General features: G+C 38.9%; 34 protein-coding genes. All 34 read left to right on the top strand.

Features of this window, described 5'->3' with window-relative positions; all coding sequences use genetic code 11:
• The first annotated feature begins 13 nt into the window (after nucleotides 1–13).
• The 34 genes from L2B55_RS16520 to rplQ all read left to right on the top strand — a co-directional run bounded on the left by L2B55_RS16520 (nucleotide 14) and on the right by rplQ (nucleotide 21,334).
• Nucleotides 14–2,461 carry an outer membrane beta-barrel family protein gene (locus L2B55_RS16520; RefSeq protein WP_237847291.1) on the top strand — a complete coding sequence of 816 codons (2,448 nt, stop codon included), beginning with the start codon at nucleotides 14–16 and terminating at the stop codon, nucleotides 2,459–2,461.
• Nucleotides 2,462–2,756: 295 nt separating this feature from the next.
• Complete coding sequence (rpsL, locus tag L2B55_RS16515; RefSeq protein WP_237847289.1) at nucleotides 2,757–3,176, top strand: 30S ribosomal protein S12; 420 nt, start codon at nucleotides 2,757–2,759, stop codon at nucleotides 3,174–3,176.
• 32 nt (nucleotides 3,177–3,208) lie between these two features.
• Entirely contained in the window at nucleotides 3,209–3,676 is a 468-nt protein-coding gene (rpsG, locus tag L2B55_RS16510; protein ID WP_103790515.1) for a 30S ribosomal protein S7, read from the top strand.
• 78 nt (nucleotides 3,677–3,754) lie between these two features.
• Nucleotides 3,755–5,863 (top strand): elongation factor G, encoded by a 2,109-nt coding sequence (gene fusA / locus L2B55_RS16505; RefSeq protein WP_237847288.1) that lies wholly within the window; start codon nucleotides 3,755–3,757, stop codon nucleotides 5,861–5,863.
• A 130-nt stretch (nucleotides 5,864–5,993) separates the two neighbouring features.
• Entirely contained in the window at nucleotides 5,994–6,299 is a 306-nt protein-coding gene (rpsJ, locus tag L2B55_RS16500; protein WP_103790513.1) for a 30S ribosomal protein S10, read from the top strand.
• 335 nt (nucleotides 6,300–6,634) lie between these two features.
• Nucleotides 6,635–7,252 carry a 50S ribosomal protein L3 gene (gene rplC / locus L2B55_RS16495; RefSeq protein WP_237847287.1) on the top strand — a complete coding sequence of 206 codons (618 nt, stop codon included), beginning with the start codon at nucleotides 6,635–6,637 and terminating at the stop codon, nucleotides 7,250–7,252.
• A gap of 2 nt (nucleotides 7,253–7,254) precedes the next feature.
• Nucleotides 7,255–7,884, top strand: a complete 630-nt coding sequence (gene rplD, locus L2B55_RS16490; protein WP_237847286.1) for a 50S ribosomal protein L4 — start codon at nucleotides 7,255–7,257, stop codon at nucleotides 7,882–7,884.
• Between the two features lie 8 nt (nucleotides 7,885–7,892).
• The gene (gene rplW, locus L2B55_RS16485; RefSeq protein WP_237847285.1) at nucleotides 7,893–8,183 is read left to right on the top strand and encodes a 50S ribosomal protein L23; all 291 of its coding nucleotides are present in this window, start codon (nucleotides 7,893–7,895) and stop codon (nucleotides 8,181–8,183) included.
• Between the two features lie 12 nt (nucleotides 8,184–8,195).
• The gene (rplB, locus tag L2B55_RS16480; RefSeq protein ID WP_237847284.1) at nucleotides 8,196–9,020 is read left to right on the top strand and encodes a 50S ribosomal protein L2; all 825 of its coding nucleotides are present in this window, start codon (nucleotides 8,196–8,198) and stop codon (nucleotides 9,018–9,020) included.
• On the top strand, nucleotides 9,020–9,289 hold the full coding sequence (gene rpsS / locus L2B55_RS16475; RefSeq protein WP_237847283.1) for a 30S ribosomal protein S19: 270 nt from the start codon (nucleotides 9,020–9,022) through the stop codon (nucleotides 9,287–9,289). The genes rplB and rpsS overlap by 1 nt, the downstream gene beginning before the upstream one ends.
• Before the next feature lie 6 nt (nucleotides 9,290–9,295).
• A complete protein-coding gene (gene rplV / locus L2B55_RS16470; protein WP_237847282.1) occupies nucleotides 9,296–9,649 on the top strand; it encodes a 50S ribosomal protein L22 in 354 nt (117 codons plus the stop codon).
• A gap of 19 nt (nucleotides 9,650–9,668) precedes the next feature.
• The gene (gene rpsC / locus L2B55_RS16465) at nucleotides 9,669–10,499 is read left to right on the top strand and encodes a 30S ribosomal protein S3 (RefSeq protein WP_237847281.1); all 831 of its coding nucleotides are present in this window, start codon (nucleotides 9,669–9,671) and stop codon (nucleotides 10,497–10,499) included.
• Between the two features lie 35 nt (nucleotides 10,500–10,534).
• Entirely contained in the window at nucleotides 10,535–10,957 is a 423-nt protein-coding gene (gene rplP / locus L2B55_RS16460) for a 50S ribosomal protein L16 (protein ID WP_014681266.1), read from the top strand.
• Nucleotides 10,958–10,988: 31 nt separating this feature from the next.
• On the top strand, nucleotides 10,989–11,195 hold the full coding sequence (gene rpmC, locus L2B55_RS16455) for a 50S ribosomal protein L29 (RefSeq protein WP_237847280.1): 207 nt from the start codon (nucleotides 10,989–10,991) through the stop codon (nucleotides 11,193–11,195).
• A 15-nt stretch (nucleotides 11,196–11,210) separates the two neighbouring features.
• A complete protein-coding gene (rpsQ, locus tag L2B55_RS16450; protein WP_237847279.1) occupies nucleotides 11,211–11,465 on the top strand; it encodes a 30S ribosomal protein S17 in 255 nt (84 codons plus the stop codon).
• Nucleotides 11,465–11,833: a 50S ribosomal protein L14 gene (gene rplN / locus L2B55_RS16445; protein ID WP_237847278.1), complete on the top strand. Its 369-nt coding sequence runs from the start codon at nucleotides 11,465–11,467 to the stop codon at nucleotides 11,831–11,833. The genes rpsQ and rplN overlap by 1 nt, the downstream gene beginning before the upstream one ends.
• Before the next feature lies 1 nt (nucleotide 11,834).
• Nucleotides 11,835–12,170, top strand: a complete 336-nt coding sequence (gene rplX / locus L2B55_RS16440) for a 50S ribosomal protein L24 (RefSeq protein ID WP_237847277.1) — start codon at nucleotides 11,835–11,837, stop codon at nucleotides 12,168–12,170.
• Nucleotides 12,170–12,718 carry a 50S ribosomal protein L5 gene (rplE, locus tag L2B55_RS16435; protein ID WP_237847276.1) on the top strand — a complete coding sequence of 183 codons (549 nt, stop codon included), beginning with the start codon at nucleotides 12,170–12,172 and terminating at the stop codon, nucleotides 12,716–12,718. Before rplX ends, rplE begins: the two co-directional genes overlap by 1 nt.
• Before the next feature lie 5 nt (nucleotides 12,719–12,723).
• The gene (rpsN, locus tag L2B55_RS16430; protein WP_237847275.1) at nucleotides 12,724–12,993 is read left to right on the top strand and encodes a 30S ribosomal protein S14; all 270 of its coding nucleotides are present in this window, start codon (nucleotides 12,724–12,726) and stop codon (nucleotides 12,991–12,993) included.
• Nucleotides 12,994–13,080: 87 nt separating this feature from the next.
• A complete protein-coding gene (rpsH, locus tag L2B55_RS16425) occupies nucleotides 13,081–13,479 on the top strand; it encodes a 30S ribosomal protein S8 (protein WP_237847274.1) in 399 nt (132 codons plus the stop codon).
• 18 nt (nucleotides 13,480–13,497) lie between these two features.
• Nucleotides 13,498–14,055, top strand: a complete 558-nt coding sequence (gene rplF, locus L2B55_RS16420) for a 50S ribosomal protein L6 (protein ID WP_237847272.1) — start codon at nucleotides 13,498–13,500, stop codon at nucleotides 14,053–14,055.
• 7 nt (nucleotides 14,056–14,062) lie between these two features.
• Nucleotides 14,063–14,413: a 50S ribosomal protein L18 gene (gene rplR, locus L2B55_RS16415; protein ID WP_237847271.1), complete on the top strand. Its 351-nt coding sequence runs from the start codon at nucleotides 14,063–14,065 to the stop codon at nucleotides 14,411–14,413.
• A 10-nt stretch (nucleotides 14,414–14,423) separates the two neighbouring features.
• Nucleotides 14,424–14,942 carry a 30S ribosomal protein S5 gene (gene rpsE / locus L2B55_RS16410; RefSeq protein ID WP_237847270.1) on the top strand — a complete coding sequence of 173 codons (519 nt, stop codon included), beginning with the start codon at nucleotides 14,424–14,426 and terminating at the stop codon, nucleotides 14,940–14,942.
• A 4-nt stretch (nucleotides 14,943–14,946) separates the two neighbouring features.
• On the top strand, nucleotides 14,947–15,126 hold the full coding sequence (gene rpmD / locus L2B55_RS16405) for a 50S ribosomal protein L30 (protein ID WP_237847269.1): 180 nt from the start codon (nucleotides 14,947–14,949) through the stop codon (nucleotides 15,124–15,126).
• Nucleotides 15,127–15,130: 4 nt separating this feature from the next.
• A complete protein-coding gene (rplO, locus tag L2B55_RS16400; RefSeq protein ID WP_237847268.1) occupies nucleotides 15,131–15,577 on the top strand; it encodes a 50S ribosomal protein L15 in 447 nt (148 codons plus the stop codon).
• A 10-nt stretch (nucleotides 15,578–15,587) separates the two neighbouring features.
• A complete protein-coding gene (gene secY, locus L2B55_RS16395; RefSeq protein WP_237847267.1) occupies nucleotides 15,588–16,913 on the top strand; it encodes a preprotein translocase subunit SecY in 1,326 nt (441 codons plus the stop codon).
• 23 nt (nucleotides 16,914–16,936) lie between these two features.
• Nucleotides 16,937–17,710, top strand: a complete 774-nt coding sequence (gene map / locus L2B55_RS16390) for a type I methionyl aminopeptidase (RefSeq protein WP_237847266.1) — start codon at nucleotides 16,937–16,939, stop codon at nucleotides 17,708–17,710.
• An 8-nt stretch (nucleotides 17,711–17,718) separates the two neighbouring features.
• On the top strand, nucleotides 17,719–17,937 hold the full coding sequence (infA, locus tag L2B55_RS16385) for a translation initiation factor IF-1 (RefSeq protein ID WP_014681251.1): 219 nt from the start codon (nucleotides 17,719–17,721) through the stop codon (nucleotides 17,935–17,937).
• A gap of 1 nt (nucleotide 17,938) precedes the next feature.
• Nucleotides 17,939–18,055, top strand: coding sequence for a 50S ribosomal protein L36 (gene rpmJ / locus L2B55_RS16380; RefSeq protein WP_014681250.1), 117 nt, complete (start codon nucleotides 17,939–17,941; stop codon nucleotides 18,053–18,055).
• A 27-nt stretch (nucleotides 18,056–18,082) separates the two neighbouring features.
• Nucleotides 18,083–18,460: a 30S ribosomal protein S13 gene (rpsM, locus tag L2B55_RS16375; protein ID WP_237847264.1), complete on the top strand. Its 378-nt coding sequence runs from the start codon at nucleotides 18,083–18,085 to the stop codon at nucleotides 18,458–18,460.
• Between the two features lie 101 nt (nucleotides 18,461–18,561).
• Entirely contained in the window at nucleotides 18,562–18,954 is a 393-nt protein-coding gene (rpsK, locus tag L2B55_RS16370; RefSeq protein WP_237847263.1) for a 30S ribosomal protein S11, read from the top strand.
• Between the two features lie 63 nt (nucleotides 18,955–19,017).
• The gene (gene rpsD / locus L2B55_RS16365) at nucleotides 19,018–19,626 is read left to right on the top strand and encodes a 30S ribosomal protein S4 (protein ID WP_237847262.1); all 609 of its coding nucleotides are present in this window, start codon (nucleotides 19,018–19,020) and stop codon (nucleotides 19,624–19,626) included.
• 106 nt (nucleotides 19,627–19,732) lie between these two features.
• Nucleotides 19,733–20,728, top strand: coding sequence for a DNA-directed RNA polymerase subunit alpha (locus tag L2B55_RS16360; RefSeq protein WP_237847261.1), 996 nt, complete (start codon nucleotides 19,733–19,735; stop codon nucleotides 20,726–20,728).
• Between the two features lie 105 nt (nucleotides 20,729–20,833).
• On the top strand, nucleotides 20,834–21,334 hold the full coding sequence (rplQ, locus tag L2B55_RS16355; protein WP_237847260.1) for a 50S ribosomal protein L17: 501 nt from the start codon (nucleotides 20,834–20,836) through the stop codon (nucleotides 21,332–21,334).
• The last annotated feature ends 1 nt before the right edge of the window (nucleotide 21,335 follow it).

The following is a 21,335-nucleotide window of genomic DNA, read 5'->3' as shown; positions in this document are numbered from 1 at the left end:
AAATCTACTTTTAATGAAAAAAATCCTTCTATTCTTTTGCTTGCTAGCATTATGCCAGCAGCTTTTTGCACAGAATAATTCTAAACTGGAAGTTACCGGTACGTTGATTGATTCATTAACTGGTAAGCCAGTTTCGTTTGCCAATGTTACCTTGCAGTTTTCCAAGAGTTCAAAGCAGGTAGCTGCTATCCAAACTGATGACATGGGATTGTTTAAGTTCGCTAACCTAAAAGCTGATGAGTTTAAATTGATTATTTCCTCAGTAGAATATGAAACAAAAATTATCAATCCTCTTAAAGTTGATTCAGCTAAGTCTGTAATTGATTTAGGAAAAATTTTGCTTAAATCTTCAGCGCGGCAATTGAATGAGGTTACCGTAGTGAGCCAAAAAGATTTGATAAAGCGGGATTTAGATAAAATAAGCTATGATGTGGAGCGGGATCCCGATAGTAAAACGAATAACACCCTTGAAATGCTGCGTAAAGTGCCTATGGTTACTGTTGATGGGGAAGATAATATTAAAGTTAAAGGTTCTGGCAGTTTCAAAATTCACATTAATGGCAAGCCATCAACGTTATTTGCCAATAACCCTAAAGAAGCATTAAAAAGTTTACCTGCAACTACAGTAAAAAAAATTGAACTGATAACAAATCCATCTGCTAAATATGATGCCGAGGGATTGGGAGGAATTATCAATATTATTACCACAAAGAATCTGAATGGTTATAATGGATCCGTATATATCGGTTATGATACGCGTGGTAATTTATACGGAGGGCCATCTGCTACTATAAAACTTGGGAAATTAGGTTTTAGTGGTGGGGTCGGTTTCAGTGGTTATAATAATCCCGCGAGTTTAAGTAATTCCTTTCGTAAAAACTTTAGCAATCAATCTCAGTTAATGCAAAATGGCTCATCGGAATACGATGGTAAATCCCATCATGGTATGGGCGAGTTGAGCTATGATATTGATAAATACAATTTAATTACCGGTTCCTTTTGGTTAAATGGAAGTAATGGAGAGTCGGGTTTAGAGCAAACTGCAAGTAATTATAATGCAGAACAGCAAATGATTGAAAAGTATATCCGAAGAAATGTTGATAGATATGGTTGGAGTGGAGGGGACGTGGGTATTGATTATCAGAAAACTTTTAAAGACAGTAGTGATCATATACTCACTATTTCCTATAAACTGAGCAATCAAGGAAATGAAAGCAACTCAAGTTTTGGAAATGAAAGCATTCTAAATTCAATAAACAATGCTCAACGTACAAGTAATAATGCCGATAATAATGAGCATACCTTTCAGTTGGATTATGTTCATCCGTTAAAGAATAAACATAGTATTGAAGGAGGCTTAAAATCAATACTTCGTCGTAATGGGAGTGACTACTCAAGTTTCATAATGGAGGATGATAGTTATGTTCCTGATTTGACTAATTCAAACAGTTTCCAGTACAATCAGAATGTTTATTCGGTTTATACCACTTATGCCTATAAATTTAAAAAGGTAGGAATTAAATTGGGTGGTCGGATTGAAAAGACGGTTACCGATGCAAGTTTCTCTCGTACCAAAGAGAATATGGATATTGGTAATAATTATTTGAATTTTATACCATCTTTAACTATTAATTGGCAATTAGGTGAAATGCAATCCCTGGGCTTATCCTACACTAAACGGATAGAGCGTCCGGGAATTTGGTATCTTAATCCATTTATTAATAATAGTGATAAAACGAGTATCTCAAAAGGAAATCCTAACGTTGAACCGGCATTAAGTCATTCGTTTGAATTAAGCAGTAATAATTTTATAAAAGGTTCCTCAATCAATACTACTGTTTACTATCGTTTTTCAAACAATGAAATAGAATCGTATTCAACGTTAATGGAAAACGGTGTGTTATTGAATACTTTTGGTAACATTGGTAAACGTAAATATTTAGGTCTCTCCTTAAATGCTTCAGCTCAAGCAGGTAAGAATTTAAATTTCAATTTTGATGCCTCATTTGAGTACACAAATGCCACTTCAACAGGCAATGCAATTAAACTCCATAATGAGGGTTTCAATTTTAATATTTGGTCGTACGGTAGTTATAAAATTACGAAGACCCTACGCTTTAATATGAATTTAGGCTACTCAGCTCCTCAGGTAACTTTACAGGGTAAAAATGGAGGATGGATGCATTCTAGTTTTGGTTTTAGCCAACAGTTGTTGAAGGATAAAATGTCGATTAATCTATCTGTGTCTCAACCATGGCAGCAAAAACGAAGATTCTTCTCAGAGATGCACACTGACAGTTTTTATCAATCAAGTGAAAATTATAATGTAATGCGTTCTGTTCGTTTAGGGGTGAGTTATCGTTTTGGAAAAACCAACATAAATATAACTCGCAAGAAGCGCGGCATTAGTAATGATGATGTAAAAGGAGGTGGTGGTGGAAACTCAGGCGGGGGGCAATAAATTATAGATTATAGTTTGAAGTGATGAGGGGAATACTATTATAATATGGGTGCTTATTATCTTTATTTATCATAGTAATTCATCTCATCATTTCATTTTCAGGCTTCAGCTTGTTCATCAAACTCGCCTGGGATTTCATTCCTATTTGTTCATTTACTGCATAAATCTTTCTCGCTACAGCAATTCTAATTAACTGAATATTAAATTACTATCAAGTGTTGTTAAATAGGAAATTTGTTTCTACTTTTGCAATCCCCAAAATGGGGGTATAGTATTTAAAAAATTTAAAGCAAAAATGCCTACTATTCAACAATTAGTAAGAAAAGGTAGAGTAGCTCTGGTGGAAAAGAGTAAGTCACCAGCGTTGGATTCATGTCCACAGCGAAGAGGCGTGTGTACCCGTGTATACACTACTACCCCTAAAAAACCTAACTCTGCAATGCGTAAAGTTGCCCGTGTGCGTTTAACCAACGGTAAAGAGGTGAACGCGTACATCCCAGGAGAGGGTCACAACTTACAAGAGCACTCGATCGTATTGATTCGTGGTGGTCGTGTGAAAGACTTACCAGGTGTACGTTACCACATCGTTCGTGGCGCATTGGATACTTCAGGTGTTGATGGCCGTAACCAGCGTCGTTCTAAGTATGGTACTAAACGTCCTAAACCAGGTCAAGCACCAGCTGCTGCCAAAGGAAAAGGTGGCAAGAAGAAGTAATTAATTCAAGGCAACAAAGACATTAAAACAAAATGAGAAAGGCAACCCCTAAGAAGCGCATCATTTTGCCAGATCCTAAATTTAACGATGTAATGGTAACTCGTTTCGTTAATCACATGATGTGGGATGGTAAAAAAAGTATTGCGTACGATATTTTCTACAAAGCAGTAGAATTAGTTGAGAAAAAAACCAGTGAAAATGGTTTAGACGCTTGGAAAAAAGCATTGGCTAACATTATGCCAGCTGTTGAAGTAAAGAGCCGCCGTGTAGGTGGTGCTAACTTCCAGGTTCCTACTGAAGTTCGTCCTGACCGTAAATTAGCGTTAGGTATGAAATGGATGATCCTTTACGCTCGTCGTCGTGGTGAAAAAACTATGAATGAGCGTTTAGCAGGTGAGATCATCGCAGCAGCTAAAGGTGAAGGTGCGGCAGTTAAGAAAAAAGAGGATACTCACAAAATGGCTGAGGCTAACAAAGCATTCTCACACTTCCGTTTCTAAGATAAGATTTTGGATTACACTGAAACTTTTAACGTTTCAGTGTAATTTATTTTCAATAATCAGTGTAATCGAATTACAATGTCAAGAGATTTAAAATTCACAAGAAATATTGGTATTGCTGCTCACATTGATGCGGGTAAGACCACTACCACCGAGCGTATTCTTTATTATGCAGGTGTGAGCCATAAAATTGGTGAGGTACACGAAGGTGCCGCAACAATGGACTGGATGGCACAAGAGCAAGAACGTGGTATCACCATTACTTCGGCTGCTACTACTGTTTTCTGGCCATACAGAGGCAATAAATTCCAAGTGAACATCATCGATACCCCTGGTCACGTTGACTTTACCGTAGAGGTAAACCGTTCATTACGTGTATTAGATGGTTTGGTGTTCTTGTTCTCAGCGGTTGATGGTGTTGAGCCTCAATCAGAAACTAACTGGCGCTTAGCTAACAATTATAACGTATCTCGTATCGGTTTCGTTAACAAAATGGACCGTTCAGGTGCTGACTTCTTAAAAGTTGTTAAGCAGGTTAAAGACATGTTAGGTTCTAATGCAGTTCCTTTGCAATTACCTATCGGTTCTGAAGATCAGTTTAAAGGTGTAGTTGACTTGATCAACAATCGTGGTATCGTTTGGAATGAGCACGATAAAGGTATGACCTTTACCGAAGTTCCAATTCCTGCTGATATGATTGATGAAGTTGCAGAGTGGAGAGAGAAATTGCTAGAATCAGTAGCTGAATACGATGAGTCTTTGATGGAGAAATTCTTCGAAAACCCTGATTCAATTACTGAGCGTGAGGTATTAGACGCATTACGTCAAGCCGTGTTAGATGGAGCTATTGTTCCTATGGTTTGTGGTTCATCTTTCAAAAACAAAGGTGTACAAACTATGCTTGACCTTGTAATGGAGTTATTACCTTCTCCATTAGATCAGGAAGCTGTTAAAGGTACTAACCCTGATACTGGCGAAGAACTTGTTCGTAAACCAGATGTGAAAGAGCCATTTGCTGCTTTAGCATTTAAAATTGCTACTGACCCATTTGTTGGCCGTTTATGCTTTATCCGTGTTTACTCGGGTAACTTAGAAGCGGGTTCATATGTATATAATGCTCGTTCAGAAAATAAAGAGCGTATCTCTCGTATCTTCCAAATGCACGCTAACAAGCAAAACCCAATCCCTAACGTAGGTGCTGGTGATATTGCTGCGATCGTAGGATTTAAAGATATCAAAACCGGAGATACCCTTTGTGATGAGAAGAACCCTATCGTTCTTGAAGCGATGGAATTCCCTGAACCAGTTATCGGTTTGGCTATTGAGCCTAAAACTCAGGCAGACGTTGATAAATTAGGTATGGCTTTAGCTAAATTGGCTGAAGAAGATCCAACGTTCCGCGTTAAAACTGACGAAGATACCGGCCAAACAATTATCTCAGGTATGGGTGAGCTTCACTTAGAGATCATCGTTGACCGTTTGAAACGTGAGTTTAAAGTAGAGTGTAACCAAGGAGCTCCTCAAGTATCATACAAAGAGGCATTCACTGGTACAGTTACTCACCGCGAGGTTTACAAAAAACAATCAGGTGGTCGTGGTAAATTCGCTGATATTCAGGTTGAAATTTCTCCAATTACTGAAGAAGGTAAAACCGGTTTACAATTCGTTAACGAAATTGTGGGTGGTTCAATTCCTCGTGAGTTTATCCCTTCAATTGAGAAAGGTTTCAAATCAGCGATGGCAAACGGTGTATTAGCTGGTTACGAAGTTACCGACATGAAAGTTCGCTTGTTCGACGGTTCATTCCACGCAGTTGACTCGGATGCACTTTCATTCGAAATCTGTGCTCGTTCTGCCTTCCGTGAAGCGTTACCTAAAGCTAAACCAGTGTTAATGGAGCCTATCATGAAGGTAGAAGTTCTTACTCCAGAGGAGAACATGGGTGATGTTATGGGTGACTTGAACAAACGTCGTGGTCAACTTGAAGGTATGGATACTCGTGCCGGTGCACAAGTAATCAAAGCTAAAGTTCCATTGAGCGAAATGTTCGGTTACGTAACTATCTTACGTACTATCACTTCTGGTCGTGCTACTTCAACAATGGAGTTCTCTCACTATGCTGAAGCTCCTAAAAACATTGCTGAAGAAGTAATTGCTAAAGTAAAAGGCAAAAAAGCCAACGCATAATTGACGTTTCTGTGAAATGTAAAAGTGAACAGAGTTGAATTTGTTCACTTTTACGGATCACATTTAACAATAATCTTTTCAAACCGTAGTAAATAGCTCTTACGGTGCGAAACTTTAATAAAACAAAAAGATGAGCCAAAGAATTCGTATTAAATTAAAATCTTACGATTACAACCTGGTTGACAAATCAGCTGATAAAATCGTAAAAACTGTTAAGCCTACTGGCGCAGTAGTTAGCGGACCTCTTCCGTTACCAACCGAGAAAAAAGTATTTACTGTACTTCGTTCTCCGCACGTTAACAAAAAAGCTCGTGAGCAGTTCCAATTATGTTCTTACAAACGTTTGTTGGATATCTACAGCTCAAACGCTAAAACTGTTGACGCGTTGATGAAACTTGAATTACCTTCAGGTGTTGAAGTAGAAATCAAAGTGTGATAGGTTGCACTTAAAATATAAAAGGAGATAGGCCGAAAGACTTATCTCCTTTTTTAATGTCTGATAGTTAAATAAATGCATTATTTACGGTCTAATAAAATCTAAACCCACTCTTTAATTCTGCCTGTTTTTTTGGTGGGCCGCTTAGTTGAAATTAATTAGAAAATCATTTGAAAAAAATACTTTCGTAACTCTTTGATTTTTAGTATTAGTTTTCTACCTTTGCGGTCCCTTATCGCATATTGTGTAACAATCTAAGAGCCAAAGTGTTTGCAGGTTGCAAAGCGAAGACGGTAGGGGAGAGAGAAAAATTAATTAATTAATCAATTTTTAGAATGTCTGGTATTATAGGTAAAAAAGTTGGAATGACCAGCATCTTCGGTGCCGATGGAAAGAATATTCCATGCACAGTTATCGAAGCTGGTCCTTGCGTAGTTACGCAAGTAAAAACTTTAGAGAAAGACGGATACACAGCGATCCAGTTGGCCTACGACGAGAAGAAGGAGAAAAACACTTCGAAACAGTTGTTAGGTCACTTCAAAAAGGCGAATACCTCTCCTAAACGTAAGTTGGTGGAGTTCAAGCACTTTGAAGCGGAAAAAGCGTTGGGTGAAACCGTAACCGTAGACCTTTTTGCAGAAGGCGACTACGTAGAGGTAGTAGGTACCTCAAAAGGTAAAGGTTTCCAGGGTGTTGTTAAACGCCATGGTTTCTCTGGAGTTGGAGGACAAACTCACGGTCAGCACAACCGTTTGAGAGCTCCGGGTTCATTAGGTGCATCATCTTGGCCTTCACGTGTATTTAAAGGTATGCGTATGGCTGGCCGTATGGGTGGTAACCGCGTGAAAATTCAAAACTTACAAGTTTTAAAAGTATTCACTGAACAGAATTTATTAGTTATCAGCGGGTCAGTTCCTGGTGCTAAAGGTTCTTATGTAATTTTGGAGAAATAGCCATGGAAGTAAAAGTAGTAGATATTACAGGAAAAGAAACAGGCAAGACCGTTACTCTTGCTGACGCTATATTTGGCATTGAACCGAATGACCACGCTATTTACTTAGACGTTAAACAGTTTTTAGCTAACCAACGTCAAGGTACTCACAAATCGAAACAACGTAACGAAATCTCAGGTTCTACCCGCAAGCTGCACAAGCAAAAAGGTACTGGAGGTTCTCGTAAAGGTAGCATCAAAAACCCGTTGTTCCGTGGTGGAGGTCGTATTTTTGGTCCACAGCCTCGTGACTACAGCTTCAAGCTGAATAAAAAATTGAAAACTTTAGCTCGTCAGTCAGCATTGACTTACAAAGCTAAAGAAAGTAACATCGTAGTTTTAGAAGATTTTTCTTTCGATACTGCTAAAACTAAAAATTACACCAACTTGGTAAACGGTTTAAAATTGAACAATACTAAAACTTTATTGGTTTTAGCAGAAGGCAACAAAAACGTGTACCTATCAAGCCGTAATTTGCCGAAAGCAAAAGTTATCACTGCTTCTGAATTGAGCACTTACGCGTTATTGAACGCTTCGACACTTTTGCTTACTACGAGTTCAGTTAAAACTATCGAAGAGTCATTTGCTAAGTAACAGTAACAATGGAAATCTTAAAAAAACCGGTATTGACTGAGAAAGTAGCTGCGTTAACTGAAAAGTTAAACCGCTTCGTTTTCATCGTCGACAAAAATGCCAACAAAATACAGATTAAAGACGCCATTCAGAAAATGTACGGTGTTACTGTTGAGTCAGTAAACACAATGCGTTATAGCGGTAAAGTTAAATCGCGCGGTACAAAACGTGGCTTTGTAACGGGTAGAACCCCTTCATACAAGAAAGCGGTGGTAACAGTAGCCAAAGGCGAAACCATCGATTTTTACGGAACAGTTTAATTGATTTGAGAAATGGCAGTTAAAAGATATAAACCAATCACTCCGGGTACCCGTTTCAGAATTGGCGCTGATTACTCTGAAATCACAACCAACATCCCTGAAAAATCGCTGGTAACCTCTATTAAAAAAAGCGGTGGTCGTAACCATGATGGTAAAATGACCATGCGTTATATTGGTGGTGGTCACAAAAAAGCATACCGTATCATTGATTTCAAACGTAATAAACCTGAAATCCCTGCAACAGTAGCTTCTATTGAGTATGACCCTAACCGTACAGCATTCATCGCATTATTGCACTATGCTGACGGTGAAAAACGCTACATTATTGCTCCTGCTGGCCTAAAAGTTGGTCAAAAAGTTCAATCAGGCGAGAATGCAGCTCCAGAAGTAGGTAATGCATTACCATTAAAAAATATTCCTTTAGGTTCAGTAATTCACAACATTGAGTTGAACCCAGGCCAAGGTGGTACATTAGCCCGTTCAGCTGGTGCTTATGGACAATTAGCGGCTCGTGATGGTAAATATGCGGTAGTTAAAATGCCTTCAGGCGAAACCCGTATGATCTTATTATCATGTTTAGCAACTATCGGTGCGGTATCTAACTCAGATCATCAGTTAGAGCGTAAAGGTAAAGCTGGTCGTAACCGTTGGATCGGTATCCGTCCACGCGTTCGTGGTGTTGCAATGAACCCTGTTGATCACCCAATGGGTGGTGGTGAAGGTAGAGCCTCTGGAGGTCACCCTCGTTCACGCAAAGGTTTATTAGCGAAAGGTTTCAAAACCCGCTCGAAGAAAAAAGCATCGAATCGTCACATTATTGAAAGAAGGAAAAAATAATGGCTCGTTCAATTAAAAAAGGTCCTTATATCGCTCATCACTTAGAGAGCAAAGTACTTGCTCAGAATGAAGCGGGTAAAAAATCGGTTATCAAAACCTGGTCTCGTAGATCAATGATCTCTCCGGATTTCGTAGGTCATACATTCGCAGTACACAACGGGAATAAATTTATCCCTGTTTATGTAACCGAAAACATGGTTGGACACAAATTAGGTGAATTTGCTCCTACACGCACATTCCGTGGTCATGGTAGCGACAAAAAGAAATAATAAAAAATGGAAGCAGTAGCAAAATTAAATGATTGCCCTACCTCGCCTCGTAAGATGCGTTTGGTAGTTGACCTGATCAGAGGTCAAAAGGTAGAACATGCTTTACACATTTTGAAATATAACACCAAGGAAGCTTCAGTACGAGTTGAGAAACTCTTGTTATCAGCTGTAGCTAACTGGCAAGCAAAAAATGAAGGTGTTCGCATTGAAGATGCTGAATTATACGTAAAAACTGTTTTTGTTGACGGTGGCCGTCAATTAAAGCGTTTACGTCCGGCTCCTCAAGGTCGCGGTTACCGTATCAGAAAGCGTTCAAACCACGTAACGTTAGTTGTAGACAGTAAAAATAGTGCTAACTAAAAACTAATTAGAACAAAACATGGGACAAAAAATTAATCCGATTAGTGCTCGTTTGGGCATCATCCGTGGATGGGATTCTAATTGGTTTGGTGGCAATAACTACGCTGATAAACTGGTTGAAGACGATAAAATCCGCAAATACTTAAAAGCACGTATCGCTAAAGGCGGTGTTGCTAAAGTGGTAATTGAGCGTACTTTAAAACGCATCACCATTACTATTCACACTGCCCGTCCGGGAATCGTGATCGGTAAAGGAGGTCAGGAAGTTGACAAGATCAAAGAAGAGTTGAAGAAAATCACTAAAAAAGATGTTCAAATCAACATTTTCGAGATCAAACGTCCTGAGTTAGATGCAACTTTAGTTGCTGAAGGCGTTGCTAAGCAATTAGAAGCTCGTATTTCCTTCCGTCGTGCTATGAAAACTTCAATCGCTGCTACAATGCGTATGGGCGCTGAAGGTATCAAAATCATGGTGTCTGGTCGTGTTGGTGGTGCTGAGATGGCGCGTACTGAACAATATCGTGATGGTCGTGTGCCTTTGCATACATTCCGTGCTGATATTGACTACGCATTAGCTGAAGCACAAACTACTTACGGTAAAATTGGAGTAAAAGTATGGATCTGTAAAGGTGAAGTATTTGGAAAGCGTGATCTTTCTCCAAACGTAGGTGCACAACAAGCTGCTGGTAAAGGTCGCGAAGGTGCTGCTTCTTTCGGCGAAAGAGGTGGTCGTGACAGCAAAGGCGGTGGCCGTGGACGTGATAACCGTGGTGGACGCGATAACCGTGGTGGTAACCGTGGTGGCGATAACCGTGGTAAAGGCGGTCAACACCGTGGTGGCAAACGATAATTTATTTTTAGAGAACATTATTAAAGTATAATAATATGTTACAGCCAAAGAGAACTAAGTTTAGAAAAGCGCACAAAGGCAAAATGAAAGGAAATGCCAAGCGTGGTTTCGAACTTGAATTCGGCTCATTCGGAATTAAATCTCTTGAAGAATGCTGGATTACTGCACGTCAAATTGAGGCTGCCCGTATCGCGGTAACCCGTTCAATGAAACGTGAGGGTCAGGTGTGGATCCGTATTTTCCCTGATAAGCCGATTACTAAAAAGCCTGCAGAGGTACGTATGGGTAAAGGTAAAGGTGCTCCTGAGTATTGGGTAGCTCCTGTTAAACCAGGTCGTATTATGTTTGAGGCAGAAGGTGTATCACTGGAAACAGCGAAAGAAGCGTTGCGCTTAGCAGCTCAGAAACTTCCGGTAAAAACTAAGTTCGTAGTACGTAGAGATTACGTAGAAGCTTAATCTATTGTTGAACCGGTAAAAAATTAAAACAATGAAATACGCAGAAATTAAAGAGTTAACTACAGAAGAAATCAAAGCTCGTATTGCGGAAGAAAAATCCAACTTAACTAAAGCTAAGTTTGGTCACGCAGTTTCAGCACTTGAAAATCCTCTGAAAATCAAGGCTCTTCGTAAGGACATTGCTCGTTTAAACACTGAGTTGACTCAGCGCGCTAAAGCTGCTGCCAACCAGCAATAATACATTTTAAGTAAAATGGAAAGAAACTTAAGAAAAGTTAGGATCGGGAAAGTAGTTAGCAACAAGATGGACAAATCTGTTGTTGTAGCTGTTGAACGTAAAGTTAAGCACCCGATTTATGGTAAGTTTATTAAGAAAACTACCAAATTTATGGCTCATGACGAGAAAAACGAGTGTGGTATCGGTGATACTATTTCCATCATGGAAACTCGTCCGCTGAGTAAGAATAAAAACTGGAGATTAATCGAAATTATTGAGAGGGCTAAATAATGATACAACAAGAAAGCAGGCTTACTGTTGCCGATAACAGTGGTGCCAAAGAAGTATTATGTATTAGAGTTCTGGGCGGTACCGGTAAACGTTACGCGTCTGTAGGTGACAAAATCGTTGTTACCGTAAAACACGCTATTCCTTCAGGAAACGTAAAAAAAGGTGCCGTTTCTAAAGCCGTAGTAGTTCGTACCAAAAAAGAAGTACGTCGTAAAGATGGTTCATACATCCGTTTCGATGATAACGCTGCTGTGTTGTTAAACAACCAGGACGAGCCACGTGGTACTCGTATCTTTGGCCCTGTTGCCAGAGAGTTGAGAGAGAAACAATTCATGAAAATTGTATCATTAGCTCCGGAGGTGTTATAAAATGAAGAAAACTGTAAAACAGCCTAAGCTAAAGATCCGTACCGGTGACTTAGTGAAAGTTATCGCAGGTGATGCGAAAGGTACTCAAGGTAAAGTACTAGCTGTAGATATCGCTAAAAACCGTGCAACTGTTGAAGGTGCAAATTTGGTTTCTAAACACACTAAGCCTAATGCTAAAAATCCTAACGGTGGTATCGTTAAGATTGAAGCGCCTATTAATATCTCTAACTTGAAATTAGTTGATCCTAAATCAGGTAAACTAACTCGCGTTGGACGTAAATTGGTTGATGGCAAATTAGTGCGTTACGCTAAAATTTCAGGGGAGGTAATCAAGTAATGTCATACGTACCTAGATTAAAAGCAAAATACACTGCAGATGTAGTGCCTGCTTTGAAAGAGAAGTTTGAATACAAAAGTAGCATGCAAGTTCCTAAGTTATTAAAGATCTGCTTAAGCCAAGGTGTTGGTGCAGCGGTATCTGATAAAAAACTTATCGACAATGCTATTGACGAAATGACAATCATTTCAGGTCAGAAAGCGGTAGCTTCAAAATCGAAAAAAGATATTTCGAACTTTAAGTTACGTAAAAACGTTCCTGTAGGTGTTCGCGTTACTTTACGTGACAACAACATGTACGAGTTTTTGGATCGTTTGATCGCTGTGGCTTTACCTCGTATCCGTGATTTCAAAGGTATTAACGATAAAGGTTTTGATGGCAAAGGTAACTACACGTTAGGTGTTACCGAGCAAATCATCTTCCCAGAGATCAACATTGACAAAATCAATAAGATCATGGGTATGGATATTACCTTCGTTACTTCAGCTGAAACTGATGCTGAAGCGTTTGAATTGTTAAAATCATTCGGAATTCCATTTAAAAAATAAGGATAATGGCTAAAGAATCAGTAAAAGCCCGTGAGGTAAAACGCCAGAAATTGGTTGACAAATACGCTGAGAAACGTGCTGCTTTAAAAGCAGCAGGTGACTATGCAGCGTTAGATAAATTACCAAAAAATGCTTCTCCGGTTCGTTTACATAACCGTTGCAAAATCACCGGACGTCCACGCGGTTACATGCGTCAGTTTGGTATTTCAAGGGTGTTGTTCCGCGAGATGGCTTCACACGGTAAAATTCCAGGTGTAACCAAATCTAGCTGGTAATCAAGAAAAAAATATAAAAATATTTTCAAGGCACAAGGATACTTTGTATCTTTGCGCCTCGTTTTTTATGAATTAATTATTATAAAAATGTTAGGTGATCCAATAGCAGACTATTTAACCAGAGTAAGGAATGCCATTAAGGCCAACCATCGGGTTGTTGAAATTCCTGCATCTAATATCAAAAAGGAAATCACGAAAGTGCTTTTTGATAAAGGATACATCGCAAACTTTAAGTTTGAAGAAGCTGGACCTCAGGGAGTTATCAAAATCGCGTTAAAGTATAACCCGATTAATAATCTTTCTGCAATTACGAAAATTGAAAGAATTAGTAAACCTGGCCACCGTCAGTACGTGGGTGTTGATGAACTACCGCGTGTATTGAACGGCTTAGGTGTTGCCATTCTTTCTACTTCAAAAGGTGTTATGACCGACAAAGAGGCTCGTACTCAGAAAATTGGCGGTGAAGTATTATGTTACGTTTATTAATAGGAGGAAGTAGAAGAAATGTCACGTATAGGTAAATTACCAATCGCACTAGCTTCGAACGTTCAGGTAACTGTATCTCCTGAGAACGTAGTAACTGTAAAAGGTCCTAAAGGCGAGTTAAATCAAGCCATAGATACTGATATTACAGTTAAAGTTGAAGACGGAAAATTACTGGTTGAACGCCCAACTGACCAAAAACGTCACAAAGCATTACACGGTTTATACCGCGCTTTGTTGAACAACATGGTTAAAGGTGTTACCGAAGGATATAAAATCACACAAGAATTAGTAGGTGTTGGTTACCGTGCATCAAACCAAGGTAACACGCTTGATCTTGTGTTAGGATACTCTCACCACTATGTATTCCAATTACCTGCTGAAGTTAAAGTTTCTACCACTGCAGAAAAAGGTAAAAACCCAACTATCGTACTTGAAAGTATCGATAAGCAGTTAATCGGTCAAGTGGCAGCAAAGATTCGTTCATTGCGTGCTCCTGAGCCATACAAAGGTAAAGGTGTGAAATTTGAAGGTGAAGTTTTACGTAGAAAAGCTGGTAAATCAGCTGGTAAGAAATAATTGAACCATGGCAAGTAAATTAAGTCGTAGAGACAGAATTAAAAAAGGTATCAGAAAAAATATTGCCGGAAGTACTGAGCGTCCACGTTTAACTGTATTCCGTAGCAATAAAGGTATCTATGCTCAAATCATTGATGATGTAGCTGGTAAAACAATAGTATCGGCTTCAACTTTAGCTGATAAATTAGCTACCAATGTGAACAAAACAGAGCAATCAAAATTAGTAGGTAAATTAATCGCTGAAAAAGCTGTAGCGGCAGGTATTACTACGGTAGTATTTGATCGTAATGGTTACCTGTACCACGGTCGTGTTAAATCATTGGCTGAAGGCGCGAGAGAAGGCGGATTAAACTTTTAATTGAACTAGGATGTCAACTGCAAATATTAAAAGAGTTAAATCTAGTGAAATCGAGTTGAAAGATCGCTTGGTTTCTATTCAACGTGTTGCCAAAGTAACTAAAGGTGGTCGTACCTTCAGTTTCTCAGCTATCGTAGTGGTAGGTGATGAGCACGGTGTTGTTGGTTATGGTTTAGGTAAAGCAAAAGAGGTTACCGAAGCTATTTCAAAAGGTGTTGACGATGCTAAAAAATCGTTAGTAAAAGTTCCTGTATTAAAAGGTACTGTACCTCATGAAGCGTACGGTAAGTTTTCAGGCGGTTATGTATTCATTAAGCCTGCGGCTCACGGTACTGGTGTAATTGCCGGTGGTGCGATGCGTGCGGTTCTTGAATCAGCTGGTATTACTGACGTATTAGCAAAATCAAAAGGATCATCAAACCCTCATAACGTAGTTAAAGCTACTATCGATGCATTAACCAAAATGCGTGATGCAGTATCTGTAGCTCAGCAACGTGGAGTATCTTTGGACAAAGTATTTAACGGTTAAGGAAATGGCTAAGATCAAAATTACTCAAATTAGGAGCGTTATCGACCGTCCAGAGCGCCAAAAGAAAACGATGGTGGCTTTAGGGTTGACCAAGATTAATAAAAGTGTAGAGGTTGAAGCTACTCCGGCTATTATCGGAATGGTGAAACAAGTATCACATTTGGTAGCAATTGAAAATATTTAATAGTATGAACTTAAGTAGTTTAAAACCTGCAGAAGGTTCTGTAAAACATGGCAAGCGCATCGGTCGCGGTACTGGATCTGGTAAAGGCGGAACCTCTACTCGTGGTCATAAAGGTGCCGGATCTCGTTCAGGAACTTCAACTAAAATTGGTTTCGAAGGTGGTCAGATGCCATTACAGCGTCGTTTGCCAAAAGTTGGCTTTAAAAACATTAACCGTGTAGAATATGTAGGCATCAACTTAGATGTTTTACAAGGTTTAGCTGAGAAATTTAACTTATCAGTAATTGATAATGAAGCTATGAGAACTCATGGTTTAGTATCTAAATCTGATTTAGTAAAAATCTTAGGTCGCGGTGAGCTGAAAGCTAAATTGGAAGTGAAAGCTCATGCTTTCTCGACTAAAGCTGCTCAGGCTATTGAGGCTCTAGGTGGTGTTGTTGTAAAGCTGTAATTTTCAATACATGAAACGACTGGTAAGCACTCTTAAAAACATCTGGCATATCGAGGATCTTAGGACTCGTATTCTAAATACTCTCTTGTTCCTGTTGATTTACCGTATTGGTTCTTATATCGTATTACCGGGAGTTGACCCAACGCATTTAAAACAAAGCGCCCAAGAAGGTATTCTTGGGTTGCTTAATATGTTTGCGGGTGGTTCATTTTCTCGCGCTTCAGTGTTCGCATTGGGCGTAATGCCATATATCTCTGCTTCAATCGTTATTCAGTTATTAACTATAGCGGTTCCATCTTTCCAGAAAATGCAGAAAGAAGGAGAAAGTGGACGTCGTCAAATCAACAAAATTACTCGTATTCTGACAGTTGTTATTACTGCTGCGCAGGCTATCGGTTATTTAAAAACCATGGTTCCTGCTGAAGCTGTATTAGTGAACACTACTTTGTTCACCTTGTCATCAGTATTAGTTCTTACCGCAGGTACCATGTTTGTAATGTGGTTAGGTGAGAAAATTACTGATAAAGGTATTGGTAACGGTATATCAATCATTATCATGGTTGGTATCATTGCTCGCTTGCCGCTGTCGTTATTTCAAGAATTAACAACTCGTTTAAATGGTGCTGGTGGTGTTATCACTTTCATCATTGAAAACCTCATTCTGTTAGGTATCGTGATGTTTGCTATCCTGATTGTTCAGGGTACTCGCAAAATTCCGGTACAGTATGCTAAACGTATTGTAGGTGATAAGCAATATGGCGGTGTTCGTCAGTACATTCCTTTAAAAGTGAATGCGGCTGGTGTAATGCCAATCATCTTTGCTCAAGCAATCATGTTTATTCCGTCAACCATCGGTCAGTTCTTCCCTGAAGCAGCTAACCAAGGTATTTTGGCGTCATTCCGTGATTACACTTCTGTGACTTACAATGCTTCTTTTGCGATTTTAATTATCCTATTTACCTTCTTATACACAGCTATTTCAGTTAACCCTGTTCAAATGGCTGATGATATGAAACGTAACGGAGGGTTTGTTCCTGGTGTTAAACCTGGTAGACCTACAGCTGAATTTATCGACCAGATTGTATCTCGTATTACTTTCCCTGGATCAGTATTTCTAGCAATTATTGCAATTTTACCTTCTTTAGCAATGAAGGCTGAGGTTACAGCAGGATTTGCTCACTTCTTTGGTGGCACTTCTTTATTGATAACTGTAGGTGTTGTTCTTGATACATTACAACAAATCGAAAGTCATTTATTAATGCGTCATTACGATGGATTAATGAAGACTGGCAGAATTCAGGGCCGCACTCCGGTTCAGACTACTGCTGTTCAATAATTTCGTATTGAGGGAAAGCCGGGATGGTACATTACAAATCAGCAGAAGAGATTGAACTCATTCGCGAAAGTTCTTTACTAGTTTCAAAAACGTTAGCAGAGGTTGCTAAGTATATTAAGCCTGGAGTAACTTCCTTAAAGCTTGATCAAATTGCCGAGGAGTTCATCCGCGACAATAATGCAATACCTGCTTTTAAAGGATATGGAGGATTCCCTGCATCACTTTGTATTTCGGTAAACGAAGTAGTGGTGCATGGATTCCCTTCTAAAACTGAGTTGAAGGAGGGAGATGTTATCTCTGTGGATTGTGGTGTACTGAAAAACAAGTTTTACGGTGATTCGGCCTACACATTTGCGGTTGGTGAAATTGCCCCTGAAGTGCAACAATTACTTACTGTTACCAAGGAGTGTCTAGCATTAGCAATTGAAAAAGCTGTTGTTGGAATGCGCTTAGGAGACATTGGTTTTGCAGTTCAAGAGCATGCTGAAAAGCATGGATACGGAGTGGTAAGAGAACTTGTTGGCCATGGGGTTGGAAAGCGATTGCATGAAGATCCTCAGGTACCTAACTACGGTAAACGTGGTTCTGGTATTAAATTACAACAAGGCTTGGTTATAGCGATAGAGCCAATGATCAACTTGGGTACCCATCGTGTCAAACAAGCAAATGACGGTTGGACTATCTACACACATGATCGTCAGCCTTCAGCGCACTTTGAGCACACTGTATCAGTTTCAAACGGGAAAGCCGATGTTTTATCTACTTTCTCTTACATTGAAGAAGTATTAAAAAAATAATATACTAAATGGCAAAACAATCCTCAATTGAGCAGGACGGAATCATTAGAGAAGCATTATCAAATGCAATGTTTCGTGTAGAACTAGAAAACGGCCACGAAATTATTGCACATATCTCGGGTAAAATGAGAATGAATTACATCAAAATTTTACCTGGCGATAAAGTTAAATTAGAAATGTCGCCTTACGATTTAACCAAGGGGCGTATCACTTATAGGTATAAATAAAATGAAAGTTAAAGCATCAATTAAGAAGCGTAGCGTTGATTGCAAAATCATTCGCAGAAACGGGAAACTTTATGTTATTAACAAAAAGAATCCTAAGTACAAACAGCGTCAAGGGTAATTTAGAACTTAATAGATTGAATTAAATATGGCAAGGATAGCAGGTATTGATTTACCAAGAAACAAACGAGGAGAAATCGGCCTAACTTACATTTTTGGTATCGGTCGTAAATCAGCTCAAGAAATTTTGACTGAAGCTGGTATTGATTGGAATACTAAAGTGCAAGATTGGAATGATGATCAACTAGGTGCAATTCGTACAATTATCGATCAGAAATTTAAAGTTGAAGGTGCTCTTCGTTCAGAAGTGCAATTAAACATTAAACGTTTGATGGATATTGGTTGCTACCGTGGTGTTCGTCACCGTAAAGGTCTTCCACTTCGTGGTCAACGTACTAAGAACAACTCACGTACCCGTAAAGGTAAACGTAAGACTGTTGCTGGTAAGAAAAAAGCTACTAGATAATAGTAGATAAGCAAGTTTAGGGTTATTGAAGTGATTTTGATAACTGATTACCTCCCTTAGAAAGGATTACTAAGGGTATACTTTTAAGTTTAACTATAAGAATGGCTAAGTCAACAAAAAAAGTTACTAAGAAGCGTATTGTAGTGGTTGAGGCTCAAGGCCAAGCTCACATCAACGCAACTTTTAACAACATTATTATCACCCTTACCAACAATCAAGGACAAACTATTTCTTGGTCTTCAGCTGGTAAAATGGGTTTTAAAGGTTCTAAGAAAAATACCCCTTACGCTGCTGCACAAGCTGCTACTGATTGCGGTAAAGTTGCACACGACCTTGGTTTACGTAAAATTGAAGTATTTGTTAAAGGCCCAGGTGCTGGACGTGAGTCGGCAATGCGTACTTTACAAATCGTAGGTTTGGAGATCAGTTCTATTAAGGATATTACCCCGCTTCCTCACAACGGTTGCCGTCCTCCAAAACGCAGAAGAGTTTAATTAATTAGAGTTTTAAAGCTAAGATTTAGTGCCTAAAGGGTACTAATACTTTAACACAAAAAAATGGCTAGATATATAGGACCAAAATCAAAGATTGCTCGTAAATTTAATGAGCCTATCTTTGGACCTGACAAAGTTTTAGAAAAGAAAAACTATCCTCCAGGTCAGCATGGCGCTTCAAAAAGACGTGCTAAAAAATCAGAATACGCAGTTCAGTTAGCTGAAAAACAAAAAGCTAAGTATACTTATGGCGTATTAGAAAAACAGTTTGCTTTAATTTTTGACAAAGCTTCTCGTAAACAAGGTGTTACCGGTGAGTTATTGTTAAAATTCTTGGAAGCTCGTTTAGACAATACTGTTTACCGTTTAGGTATTGCATCTTCTCGTGCTGCTGCACGTCAGTTGATCGGCCATAAACACGTTACTGTAAATGGTAAGATTGTAAATATTCCTTCGTACTCATTGAAAGCTGGTGATGTTATTGGTGTACGTGAAAAATCTAAATCTTTAGAGGCTATCACTACTTCATTATCTGCTAACAGAGTATCTAAATACAACTGGTTAGAGTGGAATAAATCAGAAATGCAAGGTACGTTCCTTGCAATGCCTGAGCGCGATCAGATTCCTGAAAACATTAAGGAGCACTTGATCGTAGAGTTGTACTCTAAATAGTAGTTAATAATTGATGGTTATTTGTAAAGAAATATTCTATATTAGCAAATAACCATCAATACTGTAAATTAACGCTTAACTAATTTAATAAGTTTAAAAATCTCAAATGGCAATTTTAGCGTTTCAAAGACCTGACAAAGTAATCATGCAAAAAGCGACCGATTTTCAAGGTCTCTTTGAATTCCGTCCGTTAGAGCCTGGCTTTGGCGTAACAATCGGAAATGCTTTGCGCAGGATTTTATTATCATCTTTAGAAGGTTACGCAATTACCAGTGTTAAAATTGCAGGTGTTTCGCACGAGTTCTCTACCATTAAAGGTGTAGTAGAAGACGTTACCGAAATCATCCTCAATTTGAAGCAGGTACGTTTCAAAAAAACAGGCGAAAGTGGCGACTCAGAAAAAATCTTCGTTGTAATCAGCGGGCAAGACGCTTTTACTGCTGGTGATATTACCAAGTTCTCAAGTAACTTTACGGTATTAAATACTGATTTTATCATCTGCAACATGAACAGTGATGTAACTCTAGAGTTAGAATTAACTGTAAATAAAGGCAGAGGATATGTTTCAGCAGAAGAAAATAAATCAGCTGATGCGAATGTAGGTGTTATTGCAATCGATTCAATTTATACTCCGATTAAAAACGTAAAGTATACAATTGAAAACTATCGTGTAGAACAAAAAACAGACTATGAAAAATTAGTTCTGGATATTGCTACCGACGGTTCAATTCACCCTGAAGACGCACTTAAAGAAGCTGCTAAAATCTTGATTCAGCACTTTATGCTGTTCTCTGACGAACGTATTATGCTTGAAACTCAGGCTAAAGAAGAATCAAAAGAAGTTGATGAGGAAGTTCTGCACATGCGTAAAATCCTTAAAACTGAACTTCAGGATCTTGATCTTTCTGTTCGTGCATTGAATTGTTTAAAAGCGGCTGATATCAGAACTCTTGCCGAGTTGGTAACTTACGATGTAGCTGATATGTTAAAATTCAGAAACTTCGGTAAGAAATCACTTACAGAGATTCAGGAATTGGTTAAGTCGAAAGGTTTAACCTTCGGCATGAACCTTTCTAAATTTAAATTAGACGAGGATTTATAAAATTATCCGATGTACGAAGTAGGAGGTCGGGGGTCAGAAGTGCTGACTTCAAAGAAAGATCAGGCTTCTTAAACTTCAGGCGTCAGACTTCAATAGAATACAGAAATGAGACACGGTAAAAAAGTTAATCACTTAGGAAGAACCGACGCACACCGCAAGGCGATGTTGTCAAATATGGCTTCTTCTTTGATTCTAAATAAACGAATCACTACTACATTAGCCAAAGCTAAAGCTTTGCGTACTTATGTAGAGCCTTTAATGACTAAGGCTAAAACTGATACTACACACAATCGTCGTACGGTATTCAGCTACTTACAAAATAAAGACTCTGTTTCAGAGTTATTCCGTGAAATTGCAACTAAAATTGCAACTCGTAACGGAGGTTACACCCGCATTATCAAAACTGGTAATCGTATGGGTGATAACGCTGAAATGTGCTTTATTGAATTAGTTGACTACAATGCTACTTACACTGCAGGTAAAGCTGAAGTTAAGAAAGCTAAAGCAACTCGTCGTCGTGGTGGTAGCACTACTAAAGCTAAGAAAGCTGAAACTGCAACTGAAGCTCCAGCTACAGAAGCACCAGCAGCTGAATCAGCAGAATAAT

Source organism: Solitalea lacus, assembly GCF_022014595.1.
Taxonomy (GTDB): domain Bacteria; phylum Bacteroidota; class Bacteroidia; order Sphingobacteriales; family Sphingobacteriaceae; genus Solitalea; species Solitalea lacus.
This window is presented reverse-complemented; position numbering and strand designations above follow the sequence as displayed.

What these genes read in the sequence shown, in the direction of transcription:
- rplE (WP_237847276.1), top strand. Translation starts at nt 12,170, where the DNA reads ATGTCATACGTACCTAGATTAAAAGCAAAATACACTGCAGATGTAGTG.
- rpsQ (WP_237847279.1), top strand. Translation starts at nt 11,211, where the DNA reads ATGGAAAGAAACTTAAGAAAAGTTAGGATCGGGAAAGTAGTTAGCAAC.
- rpsJ (WP_103790513.1), top strand. Translation starts at nt 5,994, where the DNA reads ATGAGCCAAAGAATTCGTATTAAATTAAAATCTTACGATTACAACCTG.
- rpmJ (WP_014681250.1), top strand. Translation starts at nt 17,939, where the DNA reads ATGAAAGTTAAAGCATCAATTAAGAAGCGTAGCGTTGATTGCAAAATC.
- rplV (WP_237847282.1), top strand. Translation starts at nt 9,296, where the DNA reads ATGGAAGCAGTAGCAAAATTAAATGATTGCCCTACCTCGCCTCGTAAG.
- fusA (WP_237847288.1), top strand. Translation starts at nt 3,755, where the DNA reads ATGTCAAGAGATTTAAAATTCACAAGAAATATTGGTATTGCTGCTCAC.
- map (WP_237847266.1), top strand. Translation starts at nt 16,937, where the DNA reads ATGGTACATTACAAATCAGCAGAAGAGATTGAACTCATTCGCGAAAGT.
- rpsS (WP_237847283.1), top strand. Translation starts at nt 9,020, where the DNA reads ATGGCTCGTTCAATTAAAAAAGGTCCTTATATCGCTCATCACTTAGAG.
- rplO (WP_237847268.1), top strand. Translation starts at nt 15,131, where the DNA reads ATGAACTTAAGTAGTTTAAAACCTGCAGAAGGTTCTGTAAAACATGGC.
- rpsC (WP_237847281.1), top strand. Translation starts at nt 9,669, where the DNA reads ATGGGACAAAAAATTAATCCGATTAGTGCTCGTTTGGGCATCATCCGT.
- rplF (WP_237847272.1), top strand. Translation starts at nt 13,498, where the DNA reads ATGTCACGTATAGGTAAATTACCAATCGCACTAGCTTCGAACGTTCAG.
- rpsK (WP_237847263.1), top strand. Translation starts at nt 18,562, where the DNA reads ATGGCTAAGTCAACAAAAAAAGTTACTAAGAAGCGTATTGTAGTGGTT.
- rplD (WP_237847286.1), top strand. Translation starts at nt 7,255, where the DNA reads ATGGAAGTAAAAGTAGTAGATATTACAGGAAAAGAAACAGGCAAGACC.
- rplP (WP_014681266.1), top strand. Translation starts at nt 10,535, where the DNA reads ATGTTACAGCCAAAGAGAACTAAGTTTAGAAAAGCGCACAAAGGCAAA.
- rplN (WP_237847278.1), top strand. Translation starts at nt 11,465, where the DNA reads ATGATACAACAAGAAAGCAGGCTTACTGTTGCCGATAACAGTGGTGCC.
- rpsM (WP_237847264.1), top strand. Translation starts at nt 18,083, where the DNA reads ATGGCAAGGATAGCAGGTATTGATTTACCAAGAAACAAACGAGGAGAA.
- L2B55_RS16520 (WP_237847291.1), top strand. Translation starts at nt 14, where the DNA reads ATGAAAAAAATCCTTCTATTCTTTTGCTTGCTAGCATTATGCCAGCAG.
- rpsL (WP_237847289.1), top strand. Translation starts at nt 2,757, where the DNA reads ATGCCTACTATTCAACAATTAGTAAGAAAAGGTAGAGTAGCTCTGGTG.
- rplX (WP_237847277.1), top strand. Translation starts at nt 11,835, where the DNA reads ATGAAGAAAACTGTAAAACAGCCTAAGCTAAAGATCCGTACCGGTGAC.
- rpsN (WP_237847275.1), top strand. Translation starts at nt 12,724, where the DNA reads ATGGCTAAAGAATCAGTAAAAGCCCGTGAGGTAAAACGCCAGAAATTG.
- rplB (WP_237847284.1), top strand. Translation starts at nt 8,196, where the DNA reads ATGGCAGTTAAAAGATATAAACCAATCACTCCGGGTACCCGTTTCAGA.
- rpsH (WP_237847274.1), top strand. Translation starts at nt 13,081, where the DNA reads ATGTTAGGTGATCCAATAGCAGACTATTTAACCAGAGTAAGGAATGCC.
- infA (WP_014681251.1), top strand. Translation starts at nt 17,719, where the DNA reads ATGGCAAAACAATCCTCAATTGAGCAGGACGGAATCATTAGAGAAGCA.
- rplC (WP_237847287.1), top strand. Translation starts at nt 6,635, where the DNA reads ATGTCTGGTATTATAGGTAAAAAAGTTGGAATGACCAGCATCTTCGGT.
- rplR (WP_237847271.1), top strand. Translation starts at nt 14,063, where the DNA reads ATGGCAAGTAAATTAAGTCGTAGAGACAGAATTAAAAAAGGTATCAGA.
- rpsG (WP_103790515.1), top strand. Translation starts at nt 3,209, where the DNA reads ATGAGAAAGGCAACCCCTAAGAAGCGCATCATTTTGCCAGATCCTAAA.
- rpmD (WP_237847269.1), top strand. Translation starts at nt 14,947, where the DNA reads ATGGCTAAGATCAAAATTACTCAAATTAGGAGCGTTATCGACCGTCCA.
- rplW (WP_237847285.1), top strand. Translation starts at nt 7,893, where the DNA reads ATGGAAATCTTAAAAAAACCGGTATTGACTGAGAAAGTAGCTGCGTTA.
- rplQ (WP_237847260.1), top strand. Translation starts at nt 20,834, where the DNA reads ATGAGACACGGTAAAAAAGTTAATCACTTAGGAAGAACCGACGCACAC.
- rpsD (WP_237847262.1), top strand. Translation starts at nt 19,018, where the DNA reads ATGGCTAGATATATAGGACCAAAATCAAAGATTGCTCGTAAATTTAAT.
- L2B55_RS16360 (WP_237847261.1), top strand. Translation starts at nt 19,733, where the DNA reads ATGGCAATTTTAGCGTTTCAAAGACCTGACAAAGTAATCATGCAAAAA.
- rpmC (WP_237847280.1), top strand. Translation starts at nt 10,989, where the DNA reads ATGAAATACGCAGAAATTAAAGAGTTAACTACAGAAGAAATCAAAGCT.
- secY (WP_237847267.1), top strand. Translation starts at nt 15,588, where the DNA reads ATGAAACGACTGGTAAGCACTCTTAAAAACATCTGGCATATCGAGGAT.
- rpsE (WP_237847270.1), top strand. Translation starts at nt 14,424, where the DNA reads ATGTCAACTGCAAATATTAAAAGAGTTAAATCTAGTGAAATCGAGTTG.